At 53.2% G+C, this 20,945-nt stretch carries 17 protein-coding genes; all 17 read right to left on the bottom strand.

The genetic code is table 11. The annotated features are described in order from the left end of the window. Positions 1-19: 19 nt before the first annotated feature. Positions 20-1,255: a M16 family metallopeptidase gene (locus P398_RS0111435; RefSeq protein ID WP_029335354.1), complete on the bottom strand. Its 1,236-nt coding sequence runs from the start codon at positions 1,253-1,255 to the stop codon at positions 20-22. A gap of 51 nt (positions 1,256-1,306) precedes the next feature. After that, a complete protein-coding gene (gene pnp, locus P398_RS0111440) occupies positions 1,307-3,523 on the bottom strand; it encodes a polyribonucleotide nucleotidyltransferase (protein ID WP_024370146.1) in 2,217 nt (738 codons plus the stop codon). 132 nt (positions 3,524-3,655) lie between these two features. Further along, positions 3,656-3,925, bottom strand: coding sequence for a 30S ribosomal protein S15 (gene rpsO / locus P398_RS0111445; protein WP_016508254.1), 270 nt, complete (start codon positions 3,923-3,925; stop codon positions 3,656-3,658). Positions 3,926-4,049: 124 nt separating this feature from the next. Continuing rightward, positions 4,050-4,976, bottom strand: a complete 927-nt coding sequence (locus P398_RS0111450) for a bifunctional riboflavin kinase/FAD synthetase (protein WP_029335356.1) — start codon at positions 4,974-4,976, stop codon at positions 4,050-4,052. A gap of 15 nt (positions 4,977-4,991) precedes the next feature. Further along, on the bottom strand, positions 4,992-5,900 hold the full coding sequence (gene truB / locus P398_RS0111455; RefSeq protein WP_029335358.1) for a tRNA pseudouridine(55) synthase TruB: 909 nt from the start codon (positions 5,898-5,900) through the stop codon (positions 4,992-4,994). A gap of 48 nt (positions 5,901-5,948) precedes the next feature. Further along, a complete protein-coding gene (gene rbfA, locus P398_RS0111460; protein WP_024370143.1) occupies positions 5,949-6,296 on the bottom strand; it encodes a 30S ribosome-binding factor RbfA in 348 nt (115 codons plus the stop codon). 18 nt (positions 6,297-6,314) lie between these two features. Next, complete coding sequence (gene infB, locus P398_RS0111465) at positions 6,315-8,501, bottom strand: translation initiation factor IF-2 (protein WP_029335360.1); 2,187 nt, start codon at positions 8,499-8,501, stop codon at positions 6,315-6,317. Between the two features lie 21 nt (positions 8,502-8,522). Further along, complete coding sequence (locus P398_RS0111470; protein WP_024370141.1) at positions 8,523-8,819, bottom strand: YlxQ family RNA-binding protein; 297 nt, start codon at positions 8,817-8,819, stop codon at positions 8,523-8,525. After that, positions 8,816-9,094, bottom strand: coding sequence for an RNase P modulator RnpM (rnpM, locus tag P398_RS0111475; protein ID WP_167601153.1), 279 nt, complete (start codon positions 9,092-9,094; stop codon positions 8,816-8,818). The genes P398_RS0111470 and rnpM overlap by 4 nt, the downstream gene beginning before the upstream one ends. Next, positions 9,091-10,257: a transcription termination factor NusA gene (gene nusA, locus P398_RS0111480; protein ID WP_024370139.1), complete on the bottom strand. Its 1,167-nt coding sequence runs from the start codon at positions 10,255-10,257 to the stop codon at positions 9,091-9,093. The genes rnpM and nusA overlap by 4 nt, the downstream gene beginning before the upstream one ends. 12 nt (positions 10,258-10,269) lie before the next feature. Further along, positions 10,270-10,740: a ribosome maturation factor RimP gene (gene rimP, locus P398_RS0111485; RefSeq protein WP_024370138.1), complete on the bottom strand. Its 471-nt coding sequence runs from the start codon at positions 10,738-10,740 to the stop codon at positions 10,270-10,272. Positions 10,741-10,859: 119 nt separating this feature from the next. Further along, on the bottom strand, positions 10,860-15,134 hold the full coding sequence (locus tag P398_RS0111490) for a PolC-type DNA polymerase III (RefSeq protein WP_029335365.1): 4,275 nt from the start codon (positions 15,132-15,134) through the stop codon (positions 10,860-10,862). Between the two features lie 93 nt (positions 15,135-15,227). Beyond that, on the bottom strand, positions 15,228-16,928 hold the full coding sequence (locus P398_RS0111495) for a proline--tRNA ligase (protein WP_029335366.1): 1,701 nt from the start codon (positions 16,926-16,928) through the stop codon (positions 15,228-15,230). A gap of 31 nt (positions 16,929-16,959) precedes the next feature. Further along, complete coding sequence (rseP, locus tag P398_RS0111500; RefSeq protein WP_024370135.1) at positions 16,960-18,210, bottom strand: RIP metalloprotease RseP; 1,251 nt, start codon at positions 18,208-18,210, stop codon at positions 16,960-16,962. Between the two features lie 16 nt (positions 18,211-18,226). Further along, positions 18,227-19,372 carry a 1-deoxy-D-xylulose-5-phosphate reductoisomerase gene (gene dxr, locus P398_RS0111505; protein WP_029335368.1) on the bottom strand — a complete coding sequence of 382 codons (1,146 nt, stop codon included), beginning with the start codon at positions 19,370-19,372 and terminating at the stop codon, positions 18,227-18,229. Positions 19,373-19,384: 12 nt separating this feature from the next. Further along, complete coding sequence (locus P398_RS0111510) at positions 19,385-20,182, bottom strand: phosphatidate cytidylyltransferase (protein WP_029335370.1); 798 nt, start codon at positions 20,180-20,182, stop codon at positions 19,385-19,387. After that, a complete protein-coding gene (locus tag P398_RS0111515; protein WP_024370132.1) occupies positions 20,179-20,919 on the bottom strand; it encodes an isoprenyl transferase in 741 nt (246 codons plus the stop codon). The genes P398_RS0111510 and P398_RS0111515 overlap by 4 nt, the downstream gene beginning before the upstream one ends. Between the last annotated feature and the right edge of the window lie 26 nt (positions 20,920-20,945).

Raw genomic sequence — 20,945 nt, forward strand, 5'->3', positions numbered from 1 at the left:
CTTAATCAGTGTAGAGAACTTACAATTCGGTTTCAAGTCGGTCTTCGGACGGAAGGACGTATGATTTGGCAGGGGCGTGGTTAAGCACTTCCCGGATCAAGGCGTTGACTTCGCCTGTCTCGATCCGGTCAACCTTGTCGAGGACGACGTCAATCGGCTCCACCTCATCCAATAAGACGAGGTTTCGCCCGTTCCGATTCATCCGCGCACTCGTACTTTCGTTGCCGAGAACGAGTGAACCTTTTAACTGTCGTTTGCCTTTCTCGACTTCTTCGTCGGTAAGTCCAGACTGTTTCAGCTCTGTCAGTTCACGCACCATGATTGCTTCGACTTGTTCGAGTGTGTCTGGAGACGTGCCGATGTAAATCGTGAACGTCCCATGGTCATCAAACGTCGTGTAATACGAATAGATGGAATACGCCAACCCTTCTTCTTCCCGAATCGACTGGAACAAGCGGGAGGACATCGTCGCTCCGATCGCATTGTTCATGAGTGCAAGATGCGGCAACCGGTCATCGGTCGCAGCAATCGCCTCGAAGTTCCAACAGAGGTGAGCTTGCTCGGTCTCTTTCTGTTTTTTAACGACCTCGGCATGGAGCGTCGGAACGGTTGATTCTTTCGATGATTCCCCTGATGGAAGCTCGGCAAACCTTGCCTTGACGGCGTCGACGAGGGCGTCCGGTACATGACCGGCAATCGAGACGACGACCCGGTTGCCCGTGTACATCGTCGCGACGTAACGAAGCAACTGTTCGCGTGACAGCCCGAGCACGCTCGCTTCCGTCCCGAGAATCGGTTCGGCGAGCACGTCGTCTTGATAGACGGCCTTCGCGAGCAGTTCATGCACGAGATCTTCCGGCGTGTCTTCATACATTTTAATTTCTTCTAACACGACCCGCTTTTCTTTCTCAAGTTCCGTCTTATCGAAGAGCGACTGAAACAACATGTCGGCGAGGGCGTCGAAAGCGACGACCGCATGTTCATCGAGCGTCTTCACGTAATAGCACGTGTGATCTTTCGAAGTGAACGCGTTGACGCTACCGCCGAGCTCGTCGAAGAACGAAGCGATCTCTTTGGCCGTCTTCGTCTTTGTCCCTTTGAACAGCATATGCTCAATCAAGTGGCTAATACCGATCTCGGTTGTCGATTCGGTTCGTGTCCCGGCTTTGATGAACACACCGGTAGACGTGCTGCGGACGTCGGCCATCGGTTCGACCACGATGCGGACGCCGTTTTGTAACGTGATAATTTCCATGTCCTCACTCCTATGAAAAAGGCCATCGCAACAGACGATGGCCATCATTGATTAGTTTGTCGTTCTTGGCGGGCGACGGTCGCCGTCGCGACGCGGCGGACGACTGTCACGTGGCGGACGGCTTTCGCGCGCCGCTTTCCGTTTCGCTTCGTACGCTTCTCGCTCTTCCGGGGACAACCCTTCGAGGATGAGCGTTTTATGCGAGGCGTTGACACGCCCTTTGTCATCGATCTCTGTGACTTTGACTTTGATCGTGTCACCGAGCTTGACGACGTCTTCGACGTTCGCGACACGCTCTAAGCTGAACTCTGAGACGTGGACGAGAGCGTCCTTGCCTTTGAACAACTCGACGAACGCGCCAAACTTCTCGATCCGGCGCACGGTCGCGTCGAACACTTCACCGACGACGACTTCGCGGACGATATCGCCGATGAGCGCCATCGCCATATCGATACCTTCTTGATCGGTCGAGGCGATGAACACCGTACCATCTTGTTCAATGTCGATTTTGACACCTGTCTGGTCGATGATGCTGTTGATCATCTTACCACCCGGCCCGATCACGTCGCGAATCTTGTCCGGATTGATCGTCATCGTGATGATCTTCGGAGCGTATTTCGACAACTGTGGACGTGGTGCGTCGAGTGTCTCGAGCATGTGGTTCAAGATGTGGAGACGTCCTGAACGCGCTTGTTCGAGCGCTTCTTCCAAGATGTCACGCGTGATACCCGCGATCTTGATGTCCATTTGCAAGGCAGTGATCCCGTCTTTCGTTCCGGCGACTTTGAAGTCCATGTCCCCGAGGTGATCTTCAAGTCCTTGAATGTCCGTGAGTACCGTGTAGTGCTCACCTTCCATGATCAGACCCATCGCGATTCCAGCGACCGGTGCCTTGATCGGCACACCGGCATCCATGAGCGCGAGCGTCGAGCCACAGATTGATGCCTGTGAACTTGATCCGTTCGATTCGAGTACTTCCGATACGAGACGAATCGTATACGGGAAGTCTGCCTCATTCGGGATGACCGGCAACATCGCACGTTCTCCGAGTGCTCCGTGTCCGATTTCCCGGCGACCTGGCGCACGCACCGGACGCGCTTCACCGACCGAGAACGGCGGGAAGTTATAATGGTGCATGAAACGCTTGTTCTCTTCTAAGCCGATGCCGTCGATGATTTGAGCGTCACCGATGACGCCGAGCGTCGCGACCGACATGACTTGCGTTTGTCCACGTGTGAACAAGCCGACGCCGTGCGCACGTGGCAACAGGCCGACTTCAGAAGCGAGTGGACGGATGACGTCCGGGCGGCGACCGTCAGGACGAACTTTTTCAACCGTGATCAAACGGCGGACTTCGTCTTTGACGAACTTGTTCAAGATGCCCGACACTTCTTTCAACTTGGCAGGCTCGTCCGCGAGGCGCTCTTCGTAAGAGGCGACGTACTTGGCGATGACTTCGTTGATCGCCTCGTCACGTGCGTGTTTCTCTTCGACTTGAACCGCTTCGACGATTTCAGGGCGAGCCGCTTCGAGCTCTTGTGACAACGTCTCATCGAATTTTGAGACAGTGTATTCGAATTTCGGTTTCCCGACTGCTGCGACGATCTCGCTTTGGAAAGCGACGAGCTTTTTGATCTCTTCGTGACCGAACAAGATCGATTCGAGCATGATTTCTTCAGACACTTCGTTCGCGCCTGCTTCCACCATGTTGATGGCGTCTGCCGTACCGGCGACTTGAAGTTCGAGCTCTGTCTTCTCGAGTTGCTCCGTCGTCGGGTTGACAACGAATTCGCCGTCGATGCGACCGACCGTCGCACCGGCGATCGGTCCGTCAAACGGGATGTCCGAGATCGACAAGGCGATCGACGTTCCGAGCATACCGGCCATCTCAGCCGAGCAGTCCGGGTCGTTTGACATGACGTAAATCATGACTTGAATATCATGACGGAAGCCGTCAGGGAAAAGTGGACGGATCGGACGGTCGATGAGACGTGACGTCAAAATCGCGTTCTCGCCAGGACGCCCTTCCCGACGAAGGAAACCTCCTGGAATTTTACCGACCGAGTATAGTTTTTCTTCGTAGTTGACCGTAAGTGGGAAGAAATCTAAATCTTTTGGTGCTTTCGATGCCGTCACCGTTGCGAGCACGACCGTGTCGCCGTAACGGACGAGCGCCGAGCCGTTCGCTTGTTTCGCGAGTTGACCCACTTCCACAGATAGCGGACGTCCGCCCCATTCTGTAGAAAATACTTGTTTCGTACCTAACATGAACATTCTCCTCTCAAACCTTATCTAGTTTATTATGTAACTCATTCCTAGGAATGTCTAATGATTTTCCTTTAAAAAAAGAAGAAACGGACTAGGAACAAGTGTCCCAGCCCGTCACATGGTCCGGTCGGATTAACGACGGAGACCAAGGCGTTGAATCAATTCACGGTAACGTGTAACGTCCTTGTTACGAAGGTACGTAAGCAAGTTACGACGACGTCCAACCATTTTCAAAAGACCGCGACGTGAGTGGTGGTCTTTCTTGTGTGTACGAAGATGTTCGTTTAAAGTGTTGATTTGTTCAGTCAAAACTGCAACTTGAACTTCCGGTGAACCAGTGTCACCTTGTTTTGTCGCGTATTCCGCGATGATTTCGTTCTTACGTTCTTTTGAGAGTGCCATTTGCCTCTCCACCTCCAATTAAATAAAATTGCCGCGTTGCCGAGCCGGCGTTGGTGAATCGACCAGCCAAGCGAAACGGTGTACTTTGCGTACCAAAATAGAATACAGGAGTCCGTGTCCAAAGTCAAGATAGGATTGATCGGGCCGTCGTCTCATCTTGCTTCAACTGGGCGATGAGCGAATCGAGACCATCGAACGCCCGCTCGTTCCGTATGAATCGGATCCACTCAATCTCAATCAATTGACCGTACAAGTCCTCTGAGAAGTCGAACAAGTGGCTCTCGATCGAGACGTCACCCGTGTCGTAAAACGTCGGGCGCCGCCCGACGTTCGTCATCGCATCAAACGTCCGACCGTCACGCAACCGGACGCGCGTCGCATAGACGCCGAGCCGCGGCATGACGTAAGACGCGTCCATGACGACGTTCGCCGTCGGGTACCCGATCGTGCGTCCGCGGGCATCTCCGTGGATGACTTCCCCGCAAATGACATAAGGTGTCCCAAGGAGCGCCGCCGCCTTATCGACGTCCCCCGCTCCGAGTAGCTTGCGGATGCGGGTCGAGGACACTTTTTCACCATCGTCTGTCTGTTCAGTGACGACCGATGTCGTAAATCGTCCTCGGGCATGGTACGGCATCGTCTCCATCGTCCCTTCTCCGAACTTGCCATAGGAGTAATCAAACCCGGCCGTCACGTGCATCGCACCGGCACCGATCAAATAATCATCGACAAACTGTTGCGGTGACAGGCCGGCAAGTTCTTTCGTGAACGTGAGGACGAGGCAACGTTCGACGCCAAGCGCGGCAATTCGATTCAGTTTACGAGCGAGTGGCGTGATGTAGCGTACCGCGTCCGGCTGATTCGACAGCACTTGTTTCGGATGCGGGTCGAACGTGACGACGGTGACCGGCACGTTCAGCCGTTCCGCCTGCTCTTGTGCATGACGAATCACAGCCTGGTGTCCGTTGTGCACACCGTCGAAGAAGCCGAGCACCATGACCGACGGGACAAAGTCCGGCGTCTCGGGATGTGTGAGATGAATCGTTTCCATACTTCCATTTCCCCCTTAGTCGATCGTCAACATGACCTCGACTGTAGCGTCTGTCGTTCCGTCAAGCCGTCGGTAAAGGGCGAGCGGAATTCCTTCTTCATTATAGACAGTAAACAGTTCAAATTCGAGCGAGACGTCGTTTAGCTTGCCGCCGTTGCGAATATAACGTTCTCGGTTGCCCGGGATTGTCATCGCCGGCCAACGTTTGATGACCTCTTCGAGCGGGATCAGGTATTGCATCCGTTCCTCGACCGTCTCGAGTGCTTGTAGCGTCTCGAGATTGACCGCGTCAGTCGCGTCGAACGAGCCTGACCGCGTCCGACGAAGATCGCTCATATGCGCCGGGTAGCCGAGCGCTTCCCCGATTTGCACGGCGAGTGTTCGGATGAACGTTCCTTTGCCGCACTCGACGTCAATCTGGAAACGGCATACGCCATCGGCAAACACCGGCTCACTCGTCCGCGTCAAACGATGGATTACAACCATGCGCCGGGGCCGTTCGACCGTTTGACCTTTTCGGGCGTATTCATATAACTTCTTCCCGTTCACTTTGACGGCAGAGTAGTAAGGCGGAATTTGCTCGATTCGCCCTGTCAAAGCCTGTAACACCTGATCGATCTCATCACTCGTGAATGCCTCGATGTCGACCAAACGGCTGTCGACGACCTCACTATGGGCATCTTCTGTCATCGTCGCCGTGCCAATCGTCACTTCGGCCTCGTAACGCTTTCCTTCATCTGTTAAAAAGCGAGAAAGTTTCGTCGCCCGTCCGAGACAGATCGGTAAGACGCCGGTCACTTCCGGGTCGAGTGTACCGGTGTGTCCGACTTTTTTCGTCTGAAACAACTTCCGTAATTTAAAGACACAATCGTGGCTCGTCATACCGCTGTCTTTATCGAGGATCAATACTCCTGTCGGTTCCATCTCTGTTCCCTCCACATGAAAAAAGGGGGACGCGAGTCCCCCTTCAGTTTATTCGTCTTTGTTCAAGTCACGAATCAACGAGTCGATATGGCTACCATATGCGACCGATGAATCATATTCGAACGACAATTCTGGTGTCTTGCGAAGACGGATTCGGCTTCCGATTTCACGGCGGATGAATCCGCTCGCTTTATCGAGACCAGCCTGCGTCTCAGCCTTCACTTCAGCGTCGTCTCCGAGCACCGTGTAATAGGCAGTCGCTTGTTGCAAGTCTCCTGTCACGTCCACGCTCGTGATCGTGGCGTTTTTCGTACGCGGATCGCTCACTTCACGCAACAGAATGTCAGTGATTTCTTTACGCATCTGTTCTGCGACGCGTTGGGCACGAATGTTCATACGTGTTCCCTCCTCGCTTTATTTGCGTTCGACTTCTTTCATGATGAACGCTTCGATGACATCATCGACTTTAATGTCATCAAATTTCTCTACTTTAATCCCACACTCATAGCCTGTCGCGACTTCTTTGACGTCGTCTTTGAAGCGACGGAGTGTATCAAGCTTACCTTCGTATACGACGATGCCGTTACGGATGATGCGGACGCCGGCGTCACGTGAGATTTTACCTTCTGTGACGTAGCAACCAGCGATCGTTCCGACTTTCGAGACTTTGAAGACGTCACGGACTTCGACTTGACCTGTGATTTCTTCAACGAACTCAGGGTCGAGCATCCCTTTCATCGCGCTCTCGATTTCATCGATGGCGTTGTAGATGATCCGGTGCAGACGCATTTCAACATGTTCTTGCTCAGCCATCGAACGGGCGTTACCATCTGGGCGGACGTTGAATCCGATGATGATCGCGTTCGCCGCTGAAGCGAGGATGACGTCACCTTCTGTGATCGCACCGACACCTTGGTGGACGATGTTGATTTTGACGCCTGCGACGTCGATTTTGCGGAGTGATCCAGCGAGTGCTTCCGCCGAACCTTGTACGTCTGCTTTAATGATGACGTTCAAGTCTTTCACTTCGCCTTCTTGAATCCGGCTGAACAAGTCGTCAAGACTGACTTTCGCCGATTCACGACGTTGCGACTCGAGGTAACGTTGGTAACGTTTCTCGCCGATGGCACGTGCTTTTTTCTCGTCTTCGAAGACGATGAACTGATCGCCTGCTTGCGGGACGTCGTTCAAGCCTGTGATTTCGATTGGAGTCGATGGACCGACTTCTTTCACACGGCGACCGATATCGTTCACCATCGCCCGGACACGTCCGAACGTGCTTCCGACGACAATCGAGTCTCCGATGCGGAGTGTCCCGTGTTGTACGAGAAGTGTCGCGACAGGACCTCGACCTTTGTCGAGCTTCGCTTCGATGACAGAACCACGTGCCGGCATGTCAGGCGTTGACTTGTACTCTTCGACTTCTGACACGAGAAGAATCATTTCGAGCAACTCGTCGATTCCTTCGTATTTCAAAGCTGAGATTGGAACGAAAATCGTTTCGCCGCCCCACTCTTCCGGTACGAGTCCGAATTCAGTCAACTCTTGTTTGACACGGTCCGGGTTCGCCCCTTCTTTGTCCATCTTGTTGACGGCAACGATAATCGGGACGTTCGCTGCTTTCGCGTGCGAAATCGCTTCTTCCGTTTGCGGCATGACACCGTCATCGGCTGCGACGACGATGATGGCGATGTCCGTCACTTCCGCTCCACGGGCACGCATCGTCGTAAAGGCGGCGTGACCAGGTGTATCGAGGAATGTAATTTTCTTGTCGTTGACTTGAACTTGATACGCACCGATATGCTGCGTGATTCCACCGGCTTCGCCAGCGACGACTTTCGTGTTACGAATCGAGTCGAGAAGCGTCGTCTTACCGTGGTCGACGTGACCCATGATTGTGACGACAGCAGGACGTTCTACAAGGTCGTAAGCCGAGAAGTCGATTTCCACTTCTTCGAAGTCCGTCTCATCGACGATGACTTCTTTTTCGACTTCGTAGCCGAATTCTGTAGCGAGCAATTCAATCGTCTCGTCGTCGAGCGTTTGGTTGATTGTCGCCATGACACCGAGACCCATCAATTTCATGATGATCTCGTTCGGCTTTTTATCCATCTTCGCAGCGAGGTCCGATACGCTGAGGACATCGTCATATTTGATGATGTTACCCATTTCAGACTCTTGCGCTAGACGAGCAGCTTTACGTTGGCTCGTCTTCGAATTCGGATCCGCTTCTTGCGGGATGGCCGCTTTCGCCGGCTTGCCTTTGCCTTTACCGCGCTTCTTGTTGCGGTTGTCGTTGCGGTTGTTGCTGAAGCGGTTGCCGCCACGGTTGCCTTGCGGCGTGCTCGACGCCTGCGGGCGAGCTTGCGGCGCTTCTTTTTTCTCTTGCTTCGGTTGTTCAGCCGCCGGTTTCACTTCGGCTTTCTTCTCTTCTGCCCGGTACTTCTCAGGGTTAAATATACGATCCAATTGTTTGACCGACTCCTCATCGAGAACAGCCATGTGGTTTTTCACAGGTTTGTTCAATTTTTCGAGCTGGGTAATGACTTGTTTACTTGTTACGTTCTGTTCTTTTGCAAATTCATAGACGCGTTTTCCCAAAGCATCCACCTCCGTTAATAGTTACGAGAGAAGTTGCTTAAGCTTGTTCGCAAATCCGGATTCTGTCACTGACACGACGACACGCATATCTTTCCCTATCGCGGCACCGATCGTATATCGGTCGCTCACTTCAACGAAAGGAACACCATACGATGTACATTTGTCGGTAACCCGTTTTCTCGTCGACGCTCCCGCGTCTCCGGCAAGAATGACGAGCTTGGCGCGGCCAGCCCGTATATCCTTCAACACAAACTCTTCTCCCATCGTTACTTTCCTCGCCCGTGCGGCGAGGCCTAACAATGATTCCCACTGACTCATGAAACGTCACCTTCAACAGACTGTCTGAGCTGTTCATAGAGCGTCTCACTCGTTTTCACTTTCAAATGATGATCAAGCGTCCGTTTTTTTTCTGCTAGACGAATCACATCGATATCTTTAGACAAGTAAGCGCCTCGACCGTTCAGTTTTCCTGACACGTCGATGACGACGTCGCCTTCTGGCGTCCGTACGACACGAATCAAGTCTTTCTTCGGCAACATTTCTTGCGTGACCACGCATTTGCGCAAAGGAAGTTTCTTTTGCTTCATGGTCATTCCTCTTCTTTTACCGCGGTTGGTTCAACTGCTACGTCAACTGAGTCAGCCTGTTCCATTTCATTGTGAACAATTTCTGGCTCCGATTCAACTTTTTCGGCATACGTATCGAACAAGTCGAGCGCTTCCGCGTCCGTCTCGCTCTTGATGTCGATTTTCCAACCTGTCAACTTAGCCGCGAGACGTGCGTTTTGTCCACGCTTTCCGATGGCGAGTGACAATTGGTAATCCGGTACGACGACCGTCGTCGATTTAGCCGGTTCGTTCACGTAAACCGCGACAACTTGTGCCGGGCTGAGTGCGTTTTTCACGAACTCTTTCGGATCTTCCGACCAACGGACGATGTCGATCTTCTCACCGTTCAACTCATCGACAATCGTTTGAACACGCTGCCCTTTTGGACCGACGCAAGCGCCGACCGGGTCAACGATATCCGAATGGACGGCGATTTTTGAACGGTCTCCCGCTTCACGTGACACTGACATGACGTCGACCGTCCCGCTCGCGATTTCCGGAACTTCAAGCTCGAACAAACGACGAAGCAGTCCCGGGTGCGTCCGTGATACTTGAATCGCCGCACCTGATCCTTTTGTCGTTGAATCGACTTTCGTCACGTACACTTTGATGCGGTCGTGAATCTGATATGACTCGTTCGGCATCTGTTCGTTCGGTGTGAGCACCGCCTCGATGTTGTTCTCGAGACCGATATACAAGTTGCGCGGGTCGAACCGCTCGACGATTCCCGTCATGATCTCGTCTTCCTTGTCGGCGAAGTGGTTATAAATGCGCTCGCGCTCAGCTTCACGCATCTTTTGCGTGACGACTTGTTTCGCCGTCATCGCAGCGACGCGACCGAAGTCGCTCGGAGTCACTTCTTCTTTATGGAAGTCGCCTAGTTCATAGTTCGGGTCGATTTCATGCGCTTCTTCGAGTGAGAGTTGCTGGTCGGGTTGCGTGAGACGCTCGACGACCTCGATTAATGCAAACACGCGAATGTCACCTGTCACTTGGTCGAACTCGACTTTTACGTGTTCGTTCGGGTTCGCGACATTTCGGCGATAAGCCGAGATGAGCGCTTGCTCGAGCGCATCGATGATGATGTCTTTCTCGATTCCCTTTTCATTTGCAATCTGTTCGATTGTTGTGAGTAATTGTGGCCCCATCTTTACCTCTCCTTAACTAAACGTGACCGCTAGGCGGGCTTGTGCAATTTTGTCTACTGGTAGCGTGATCGCTTTTTTACGTGTCTTGATCCGTGTCTCGACGACGGCTGTCTCACCGTCATACGCTGTCAAAACGCCTTCGAACTCTTTGGCACCTTCAATCGGAGCAAACGTCTTAATGTAGACGTTCTTTCCGATCGCCCGTTCAAAGTCGACCGGTTTCTTGAGCGGGCGCTCCGCACCGGGACTCGAGACGTCAAGATAATAGGCTTGTTCGATCGGGTCGGTTTCGTTTAGTTTTTCCGAGAGCTGTTCGTTGATGTTGACGCAATCATCTAAATCGACGCCCCCCGGCTTGTCGATGTAGACACGCAAGAACCAGTCTGGACCTTCTTTCACGAATTCAACGTCGACTAATTCCATGTTCGCTTGCTCGACGATCGGCAAAGCGATGACTTCGACGACCTCTGTTATTTTGGACACTCTCATCCCTCCTTCTGGCTTTTACATACAAGAAAGGAGTAGGGTTCCCTACTCCTTTCCGTCGTAGTATCCAACTTTGTTCGATACTAATATATCATATTTTCCCGTTTTTCTGCAACTTACACCCCAAAATCAAAGAATGACAGTTGGTTCTCGTCCGGGAGACCTTCGAGACATTTCATCGTATCAAGCGTCTCGATGATCGTCTTCGATAGTTTAGCTCGCTTCCGCAAATCTTCTTTCGATAAGAACTGCCCTTCGGCACGCGCATCGACGATCGCCTTCGCCGCGTTCGTGCCGAGTCCATCGACCGCATTGAACGGTGGAATGAGCGTGTTGCCTTCGATCAAGAATTCGGTCGCGCTCGACCGGTACAAGTCGATGTTTTGGAACTTCATTCCGCGCTCGAGCATCTCGAGGGCGAGTTCGAGCACGGTATGGAGGCCTTTGTCTTTCGCCGTCGCTTCAAACCCTTTTTCACGAATGTCAGACATCGCTTTTCGCACCGCTTGCGACCCTTTGATCATCGCCGACAAGTCGAAATCGCCGGCGCGGACCGTGAAGTACGTCGCATAGTACAGAATCGGATGATGAACTTTGAAGTAAGCGATGCGGACGGCCATTAAGACGTAAGCGGTCGCGTGCGCTTTCGGGAACATGTACTTGATTTTCTTACAAGATGAGATATACCATTCCGGAACGCCGTTCGCTCGCATCTCGGACTCCATCTCTTCGCTCAATCCTTTCCCTTTCCGTACCGACTCCATGATTTTGAAGGCGAATGACGGCTCAAGACCAGCGTATATGAGATAGACCATGATGTCGTCTCGACAGCCGATGACGTCTTTCAGTTCACACGTGCCGTTGTAAATCAATTCGTTCGCGTTGCCGATCCAAACGTCCGTCCCATGTGACAGTCCAGAAATTTGGACGAGCTCCGAGAAAGTGGACGGTTTTGTCTCTTCGAGCATCTGCCGCACGAACTTCGTACCGAACTCAGGGATGCCGAGCGTCCCCGTCTTCGACTCGATCTGTTCCGGGGTGACGCCGAGCACTTCCGGAGACGAGAAGATTTTCATGACGGTCGGATCATCGGTCGGAATCGTCAGCGGGTCGATGCCCGACAAATCTTGGAGCATCCGAATCGCGGTCGGGTCATCGTGACCGAGAATGTCGAGCTTGAGCAAGTTGTCATGAATCGAATGAAAGTCGAAGTGGGTCGTCTTCCATTCAGACGTCTTATCGTCAGCCGGATATTGAATCGGAGAGATCTCAGCGATATCCATATAGTCCGGGACGACGATGATTCCACCCGGGTGCTGCCCGGTCGTCCGTTTGACGCCGGTCACACCGGACACGAGCCGATCGACCTCGGCGTTACGGTAAATCTTATCGTTCTCGGTCGCATAGCCTTTCACGTACCCGTACGCCGTCTTGTCGGCGATCGTACCGATCGTTCCGGCACGATAGACGTACTCTTCGCCGAACAACACTTTCGTGTAGGCGTGGGCGTGCGGCTGATATTCGCCCGAGAAGTTCAAATCGATATCCGGGACTTTATCCCCTTTGAAACCGAGGAACGTCTCGAACGGGATGTCGTGACCGTCTTTTTTATACCATGTGCCGCATTCCGGACACTCCTTGTCCGGCAAATCGTACCCTGAACCGACCGACCCATCATTGAAGAAGTAGGAATGCTTACAGTTCGGACAGACGTAGTGCGGTGGGAGCGGGTTGACCTCAGTGATTTCCGTCATCGTCGCGACGAGACTCGAACCGACCGATCCCCGCGACCCGACGAGGTATCCGTCGTCGAGCGATTTCTTCACAAGTTTGTGCGAGATCAAGTAAATGACGGCAAATCCGTGACCGATGATCGATTTCAGTTCTTTCTCGAGCCGGGCCTCGACGATTTCTGGAAGTTCATCGCCATAAATCGAACGGGCCATGTCATAGCTCATGTTGCGGACTTCATCATCCGCCCCTTCAATCTTCGGCGTGAACAGTTCATCCGGGATGATTTGAATCGACTCGATTTGATCGGCGATCGCGTTCGGGTTCGTGATGACGATCTCACGGGCGAGCTCGTCGCCGAGGAACTTGAACTCTTCCATCATTTCTTTCGTCGTCCGGAAATGCGCGTGCGGGAGTTCCTTACGCGTGTTGATGAAATTCGCCCCGCCTTGCGTACGGATTAAAATCTCCCGGTACGAGCGATCCGTCCGGTCGAGATAGTGAACGTTCCCGGTCGCACAAACAGGGAGATCTGCTTGCTTCGCGACACGGATGATCCGTTTGATGATGTCACGCAGTTCAAGTTCGTTCGCGACGATCTCTTTATCAATCAAATGAAGATACAGCGCGGGCGGATGGATCTCGATGAAGTCATAGAACGACATCATCTTCTCGAGTTCCTCGTCTGACTTGTTGAGCGCGGCATCAAAGATCTCGCCATTGTCGCAAGCGGAGCCGGTGAGAAGCCCTTCTCGTCGCTTCACAATTTCCGATCGCGGCATCCTTGCCTGTCGATACAAGAAGTCGATATGTGACAATGTGATCAACTCGTACAAGTGGCGTAGGCCCGGCTTCTTGTTTTTCGCGTAAATCGTCGCGTGGAACGGACGAATCTTCGAGACGTCACTCCCTACTTTCGCGTTGAGCGAGCGGTGCGTTTGCATCTCGAACATCTGCTTGGCGAGGTCGAGTAGCTTCATGAGCAAATACGCCGTGGCCTCGGCATCGTAAATCGCCCGGTGATGCTGGGTCAGTTCGATATCGAACCGTTTAGCGAGCGTATTGAGCCGGTGGTTCTTGAGCGTCGGTAAGATCGTTCGGGCGAGTTCAAGCGTGTCGATGACCGGATAATTGTCCGGTTCATGTCCACCGCTCCGAAGTGTCGCTTCCAGAAAGCCCATGTCAAACGATGCGTTATGGGCGACGAGAATCCCGTCACCGCACCAGTCGACGAACTGCTTCGTGATCACTTCCGGGTCCGGTTGACCGTGAACCATGTCGTCCGTGATCCCGGTCAATTCAATCGTCGTCGCCGAGAGTGGATGTTTCGGATCGGCGAACGCCTCGAACCGGTCGATGATTTCCCCGTCTTTGATTTTGACACCGGCCAGTTCGATAATCTTGTTGTAGACGGCTGAAAGCCCGGTCGTCTCGACGTCGAAGACGACGTATGTCGCCTCGTCGAGCGGTACATCGGTCGGGTGGTAAGCGACCGGGACACCGTCGTTGACGACGTTTGCCTCGACACCGTACAAAATCTTGATATCGTTCTTCTTACCGGCGTAATACGCCTCAGGGAACGACTGCACGCCCGCGTGGTCGGTGATGGCGATGGCGCGGTGCCCCCATTTGGCTGCCCGAGCGACGACTGCCGACACGTTTGTGACCGCATCCATCTGGCTCATCTGTGTGTGAGCATGAAGCTCGACACGCTTCTCCCCTTCCCATTCATCACGGGCAGGCTCAACTTTCACTTCTTGAAGTTGCGATGCCATCATGCACAGTTCGCGCATGAAGCTGTCATCTTCGACGCGCCCGGCCGCTTGAATCCACATGCCTTTTTTGACGGCGCTCAGCATCCGGTCGTCATCGTCGTCTCGTGCGAACACTTTGACGATGAGCGAATCCGTGTAGTCGGTCAGTTTGAACGTGAACAGTTTCTTCCCGCTTTTCAACTCTTTTCGTTCTGCGGAGAAGACGAGCCCGCGAATCGCGACGCGGCGCTCTTCTTCGATGATCGTCTTGATTTGGACAATCTCATCTTTGATCAAGGCGCCCATACGCACTTCGGTGACGGGTTCCTCATTCGATTCGGTCGTCTTCGCGAACTGGGCGGCCAAGGCGAGTTTTGCCTGCTCGATATCTTCTTGAACGACTTGTTCACGCAGCGCTTGATTCGCCTCCGCATCTTCAGAGAAGTGTGCCTGGCACGGTTTTTTCGTGAAACCATACGCGCTATAGAGCGCCTGCACTTCTTGGCACAGCTCTTTGTCGACATAACTCGCCTCGGGAGCCGAACGGACCGGGATGAGCAGTTTATTCTGTTCGAAACGCGGTCTGACCGAAGCGAAGTAACTGCGCATCGCACCTGACACTTGGCTCAGTTCGCTGACGATGCGTGGCCAATAATCGATATAATCCGCCTCCGTGCCACCCACCTCGGTCGAGAAACGCGCATACACTTCGTCCGCGAACGTCGCGTAACGGTTTTCGAGACGGCTCATGAATAACTGATGGACGTCATACGGGAGCACATGATGGACGCAGAAATGGAACGTCCACGTGCGCCGCTGTTTATTGACGACGAGTCGTGTCAGTTCGGCACCATCAAATTGGTCCGTCTCGGTCGTGATGCCGAGGTCGTTCAGTAACAATAACATCTTCTGATTTGCTTCCACGGGTAAGTAGTCCCCCCTTTAATCATACGGTGTCGAAAAATGAAGGTGACGGCAAGAAACCGTCACCTTCATCGATCAATGCGTCTCGTTAAGTTGCGCGACAATCACTTGCGGCAACTCATCTACCGTTGTTTCAATCACGTCGCCCGTAGCACGGACTTTTACTTCGACGATGCCTTCACCGGCTTTTTTCCCGACGTTGATTCGAATCGGCAAACCGATCAAATCGGCATCGGCGAACTTGACGCCGGCCCGTTCTTTACGGTCATCATACAACACATCGTACTTCGACGACAGCTGTTCGTATAGACGGTTCGAAAGTTCGAGTTGCGTCTCATCTTTCGCGTTGATTGCAATCAAATGCAAATCAAACGGTGCGACACTCTTTGGCCACACGATACCGCGGTCGTCATGATGCTGTTCGACGATTGCCGAAAGCGTACGTGAGACCCCGATGCCGTAACAACCCATGATCAATGGTTCGGCCCGTCCTTCCTCGTTCAAGAACGTCGCCCCCATTGCTTCTGAATAACGCGTCCCGAGCTTGAACACTTGTCCGACCTCGATGCCTCGCGCGAAGCGAACAGGGCCTGACTCGTCTGGCGCCATATCGCCTTCGACGACGAACCGAAGATCATGGTACGTCAAATGGGCGAGGTCACGCTCGGCGTTGACGTGCAAGAAGTGCGTGTTCGCCTCATTCGCGCCGCACACCGCGTCAAGCAAATACTTGACGGCATAGTCAGCAACGACTTTCACCGGGGCGTTGATCGGTCCGAGCGTCCCTGGCTCACATCCGAACAGCTCGATGATTTTCGCCTCGTCCTCCATTTGGATGTCGAGTCCGCCGAGCGCGTTCTTCACTTTGACGTCGTTCGCTTCGTGATCACCGCGGACGATCGCCATGACCGTCTCACCATCGACGTTGAAGAGGACCGACTTGATCGTCGTCTTCACATCGACATCGAGGAAACGGGCGACGTCTTCGATCGTCTTGTTGTCTTCTGTGTCGACTTTCTCAAGCGATGACACGTCTCCTGTTTGCATCTCATAACGGTCTAACGTCTCGGCCATCTCGATGTTTGCTGCGTACGAAGACGAGTCTGTATAGACGATCGTATCTTCGCCGATAGCGGCGAGCGCTTGGAACTCATGCGTATCTTTTCCACCGATTGCGCCTGAATCCGCCACGACCGGACGATACTTTAATCCGACCCGGTCGAAGATGCGTGAGTAGGCGTTATACATGTTGTCATACTCTTCATCCAAACCGGCTTGGTCGGCATGGAATGAGTACGCGTCTTTCATCAAAAACTCACGACCGCGGAGCAGCCCAAAACGCGGACGGCGCTCGTCGCGATATTTCGCTTGAATTTGATACAAGTTGACCGGCAATTTCTTATATGAGTTCAACTCGTCACGTACGATCGAAGTGATCAACTCTTCATGTGTCGCACCGAGGGCGAAGCGACGGTCGTGGCGATCCGTCAAGCGCATGAGTTCAGGACCGTAAATCCCCCAGCGTCCCGTCTCTTCCCACAGCTCGGCCGGTTGGATCGCCGGCATAAGCAATTCTTGTGCTCCGGCACGGTTCATCTCTTCACGGATGACGGTTTGGATATTTTGTAATACTTTGTGACCGAGCGGCAAATACGAATAGATGCCGGCCGCGTTTTGACGAATAAATCCTCCACGGACGAGAAGCTGGTGGCTGATTGCCTCAGCATCAGCAGGAACTTCTCGAAGTGTTGGCATAAGCAATCTCGATTGTTTCATAGGTATCAACGTTTCCCTTCTCTAACACGTTCTATTTGAAAAATGATTGGATATCGTTCCACGTGACGATGAGCATCAACAGCATCAACAGTGCGAAGCCGATGAAATGCACAAAGCCTTCTTTCTTCGGATCGATCGGCCGGCCGCGTACAGCTTCGAAGATGAGGAAGATCAGTCTTCCTCCGTCGAGGGCCGGGAGCGGCAACAAGTTGAAAATGGCCAAGTTGACGGAAAGGAGTGCCGTCCAGTTGAGGAGCATGATGAGCCCGCTCGCCGCGACTTCGTCCGTCATGCGGACGATCCCGACCGGTCCGGCCAGTTGATCGACACCAACTTGACCCGTCACGAGGTCTCCGACGGCAGAAAAGATGAGCGTCGACATCGTCCACGTCGTCTCGGCACCGGTCGTGAACGCTTTCGTCGGCGACCGTTCAAGCGCGTTCGTGACCCCTAAGATCCCGACCGTCTCCCCGTTTTGTTCAAGCGGTTGCGGCGTGAGCGTGACCGTCTGTTCTGTACCGTCACGGACGTACGTCACTTCTGTCGGCACGTCAGCCCGGTCCGCGAGCGCGGCGCGTAATTCCGCCCAATTGTCGAGTTCGTTTCCTTCGATTGAAACAATTTCATCTCCCGCCATGAGCCCGGCCGCAGCCGCAGCTGATTCCGGTTGGACCGTCCCGATTTGTCCGTCATCCGTCGGTGTCCCTTGGACGAGGCCGACGACGACTAACAAGATGAAGGCAAGGACGAAGTTCATCGCCGGGCCGGCCGCGATGGCGAGCACACGTTTCCACACCGATTGGGCCCCGAACGTCCGGTCGTAAGGTGCGATTTGAATTTCCATGCCTTGGTCGACAAGGAGTGTCTCTCGTTCGAGCTCGTAAACCCGAACCTCTTCATCGACGAGCAGTTGCACTTTCAACTCACGAATCGAATCAAATTTATCAACAGTCCCGACGACATGAATGTCTGTCGCCTCGTCTGGCTGAAAATAGACACGGTCGACCGTACCTGTCTTCGTCAAACGCAAACCAACGTGTTGACCCGCTTTCACTTCGATCGGTTCAAAATCTTCTCCTGCCATTTTGACGTATCCGCCGATCGGCAAAAGCCGAATCGTGTAGAGCGTCTCATTCTTTCTAAAAGACAGAATTTTCGGCCCGAAGCCGATTGCAAATTCATGACAGAGAATCCCTGCCCGTTTCGCCATGACGAGGTGGCCCCATTCATGGACTGAAATGAGTACCCCAAACATCAAAACGATGGCGATAAAAGTCGTCATTGTCTATTCCCCACCTTCACTTTCCTTGCTGAATCTGTTCACGAACCGCCTGGTCGACTTGTAATATTTGCTCAAGTGTCGGTTCTTCAATCACTGCATGGGCTTCCATCGCTGCTTCGACGAGCCGTTCGATATCTAAAAACGCGATTTCTCCGTTCAAGAACCGCTCGACAGCCGCTTCGTTCGCCGCGTTGAGCACCGTCGGCATCGAACCGCCGGCACGTCCGGCATCAAAGGCGAGCCGGAGCGCGGGATAGCGTACAAAATCCGCTTCCGCGAAATGGAGCGTCCCGATTTCTCTCAAGTTTAACCGCTTGTTCCCTTCGATTTCAAGCCGTTTCGGTGCAGATAACGCGTAAAGGATCGGTCCGCGCATATCCGGGTTGCCCAGTTGTGCCATGACGGCAGCGTCTTTAAACTCGACCATCGAATGAATGATTGACTCGCGATGGAGCACCACTTCAATATCATTATAATCGATATCGAACAACCAGTGCGCCTCGATGACTTCGAGTCCTTTATTGAACATCGTCGCCGAGTCGATCGTGATCTTTGCCCCCATCGACCAGTTTGGGTGATTGAGCGCCTGTTCGACGGTCACATCAACCAACTCTTCCCGCGTTTTGTCGCGGAAGCTACCACCTGATGCCGTCAAGATGATCTTCGCGACATCTTCGCGGCGTTCCCCGTTCAGGCATTGATAGATGGCCGAATGTTCACTATCGACCGGAAGCAAGTTGACACCGTACTCTTTGACGGCGGCCATGACGAGATGCCCTGCCGTCACGAGCGTCTCTTTGTTCGCGAGCGCGATATCTTTGCCGGCTTTGATCGCAGCGAGCGTCGGTTCAAGTCCGACCGCTCCGACGACTGCGGTGACGACCACATCAGCCCGTTCCGCCGTCGCACATTCGATCAACCCTTCCAGTCCGATGAAAAAGAGTGGTTCGTATGTAAGGCGTGGTTTGAGTTGTTCGAGCACTTCGATATTTTTGGCCGACACGTATTTCGGACGAAGGCGGTTGATCCATTCTTCGGCTACCTCGATATTCGTTCCGAACGCATATGCCTCAAGTTCAAACAAGTCGGGGTGCTGCTCGATCACGTCGCACGTCTGTACGCCGATCGAGCCAGTCGCCCCGAGTAAGCTGATTCGCATCATCTTGACACTCCTTTATAACAAATTGAAAATCCAAATGACCGTGAACACCGCGATCATACTGTCGAACCGGTCCAAAATCCCACCGTGGCCAGGCAATAAATGACCCGAGTCTTTCACACCATAATGACGTTTATATGCCGATTGTACCAAATCTCCGAGCTGGCCGACGACTGCGACGACGATGGCGAGGATGACGACTTCTATAAACGGTAAGATTGGATCGACTAAAATAAACACCAGACCAGTGATGATGGCCGACACGATACCACCGACCGCTCCTTCGATCGTCTTGTTCGGACTGATCGACGGCCATAGTTTCGTCTTCCCGATCGCTTTTCCAGTGAAGTAGGCACCTGAGTCGGTCGCCCAAATGATAAAGAGCACGAGGAGTACTTTACTAAGCCCGTCGTCTGAGAGACGGACGAGAGCAAAACTTGAGAAGCCGATGACGAGGTACACAGCCGAGACGAAGTAGAAGCTGGCGTCTTCATATGTGAAACGGTTTTTCGTGACGACCGTCCAGAAAAGCAGCAACGTTAAACCTAAAATCATCCATTGGTTGACCGACATCGGCAAGTCGCTCATGTCCATTTGACGTTCGAGCAGCATCATCACGAACGGGAACGCGACGAGAAGCACGGTCACGAGAAACGGGAACGCGGTCAATTTGTGCTTCCTCATCAACGTGAACTCGCTCAACCCGATCAAGGCGAGCACACCCATCAAGATGACGAACGGACTGCCGCCAAGGGCAATCAACGTCACGAAAATCGCTCCGGCCCAAAGACCGGTTATGATTCTTGTTTTCATGTCACACCACCAAACCGGCGCGTCCGCATATTGTACGCTTCAATTGCTTCCATGAAGTGATCACGTTTGAACTCTGGCCACAACACGTCTGTAAAGTGTAGCTCGGCATATGCCCCTTGCCATAGTAAGAAGTTCGACAGGCGCTGTTCACCGCTCGTACGAATGATCAAGTCCACGTCTTGCATATTCGTCATGAGCCGTTCCCCGATCATCACATCATCGATCTGTTCAGGCTGGATTCGTCCAGCCGCCACATCTTCGGCGATCAGTCGCATCGCTTGGACGAGTTCGTCACGGCCACCGTAGTTCAAGGCGAAGACGAGGTCTAGCCCTGTGTTCGTCGCCGTCCGGGTCCGGGCCTCGTCGACCGCCTCACGTGTGCCCCGGGGCAATCTCGTCACGTCTCCTGCGACGAGGACACGGACATTTTGCTCATCGAGCTCTTTTAAGTCCGTCTCCAAAAACTGCTTCGGCAACTTCATTAAGAAGTTGACTTCTTCTTCTGGACGGGTCCAATTCTCTGTCGAGAACGCGTAAAGTGTCAACGACTTGATCCCGAGTTCTTGAGCCGTCCGGACTGATTCCCGGACCGATTTCATCCCTTCCCGGTGACCCATGATGCGCGGGAGCCCACGTTTCTTCGCCCAACGGCCGTTGCCGTCCATGATGATGGCGACGTGTTCAGGGATGCTCAATTCCGCCTCGGTCTTCGTGGTCGGATTCATCCATTTAAACATACTCTATCCTCCTGATTGTATGAAAG

Source organism: Exiguobacterium aurantiacum DSM 6208, from assembly GCF_000702585.1.
Taxonomy (GTDB): domain Bacteria; phylum Bacillota; class Bacilli; order Exiguobacteriales; family Exiguobacteriaceae; genus Exiguobacterium; species Exiguobacterium aurantiacum.

Coding starts and splice junctions, on each gene's coding strand:
- P398_RS0111435 (WP_029335354.1), bottom strand. CDS start 1,255: ATGGAAATTATCACGTTACAAAACGGCGTCCGCATCGTGGTCGAACCG.
- nusA (WP_024370139.1), bottom strand. CDS start 10,257: ATGGGGCCACAATTACTCACAACAATCGAACAGATTGCAAATGAAAAG.
- rbfA (WP_024370143.1), bottom strand. CDS start 6,296: ATGAACATTCGTGCCCAACGCGTCGCAGAACAGATGCGTAAAGAAATC.
- P398_RS0111470 (WP_024370141.1), bottom strand. CDS start 8,819: ATGAGTCAGTGGGAATCATTGTTAGGCCTCGCCGCACGGGCGAGGAAA.
- rnpM (WP_167601153.1), bottom strand. CDS start 9,094: ATGACCATGAAGCAAAAGAAACTTCCTTTGCGCAAATGCGTGGTCACG.
- P398_RS0111510 (WP_029335370.1), bottom strand. CDS start 20,182: ATGAAAACAAGAATCATAACCGGTCTTTGGGCCGGAGCGATTTTCGTG.
- P398_RS0111495 (WP_029335366.1), bottom strand. CDS start 16,928: ATGAAACAATCGAGATTGCTTATGCCAACACTTCGAGAAGTTCCTGCT.
- rpsO (WP_016508254.1), bottom strand. CDS start 3,925: ATGGCACTCTCAAAAGAACGTAAGAACGAAATCATCGCGGAATACGCG.
- dxr (WP_029335368.1), bottom strand. CDS start 19,372: ATGATGCGAATCAGCTTACTCGGGGCGACTGGCTCGATCGGCGTACAG.
- rseP (WP_024370135.1), bottom strand. CDS start 18,210: ATGACGACTTTTATCGCCATCGTTTTGATGTTTGGGGTACTCATTTCA.
- P398_RS0111450 (WP_029335356.1), bottom strand. CDS start 4,976: ATGGAAACGATTCATCTCACACATCCCGAGACGCCGGACTTTGTCCCG.
- P398_RS0111515 (WP_024370132.1), bottom strand. CDS start 20,919: ATGTTTAAATGGATGAATCCGACCACGAAGACCGAGGCGGAATTGAGC.
- truB (WP_029335358.1), bottom strand. CDS start 5,900: ATGGAACCGACAGGAGTATTGATCCTCGATAAAGACAGCGGTATGACG.
- pnp (WP_024370146.1), bottom strand. CDS start 3,523: ATGTTAGGTACGAAACAAGTATTTTCTACAGAATGGGGCGGACGTCCG.
- P398_RS0111490 (WP_029335365.1), bottom strand. CDS start 15,134: ATGTTATTGTTACTGAACGACCTCGGCATCACGACCGAGACGGACCAA.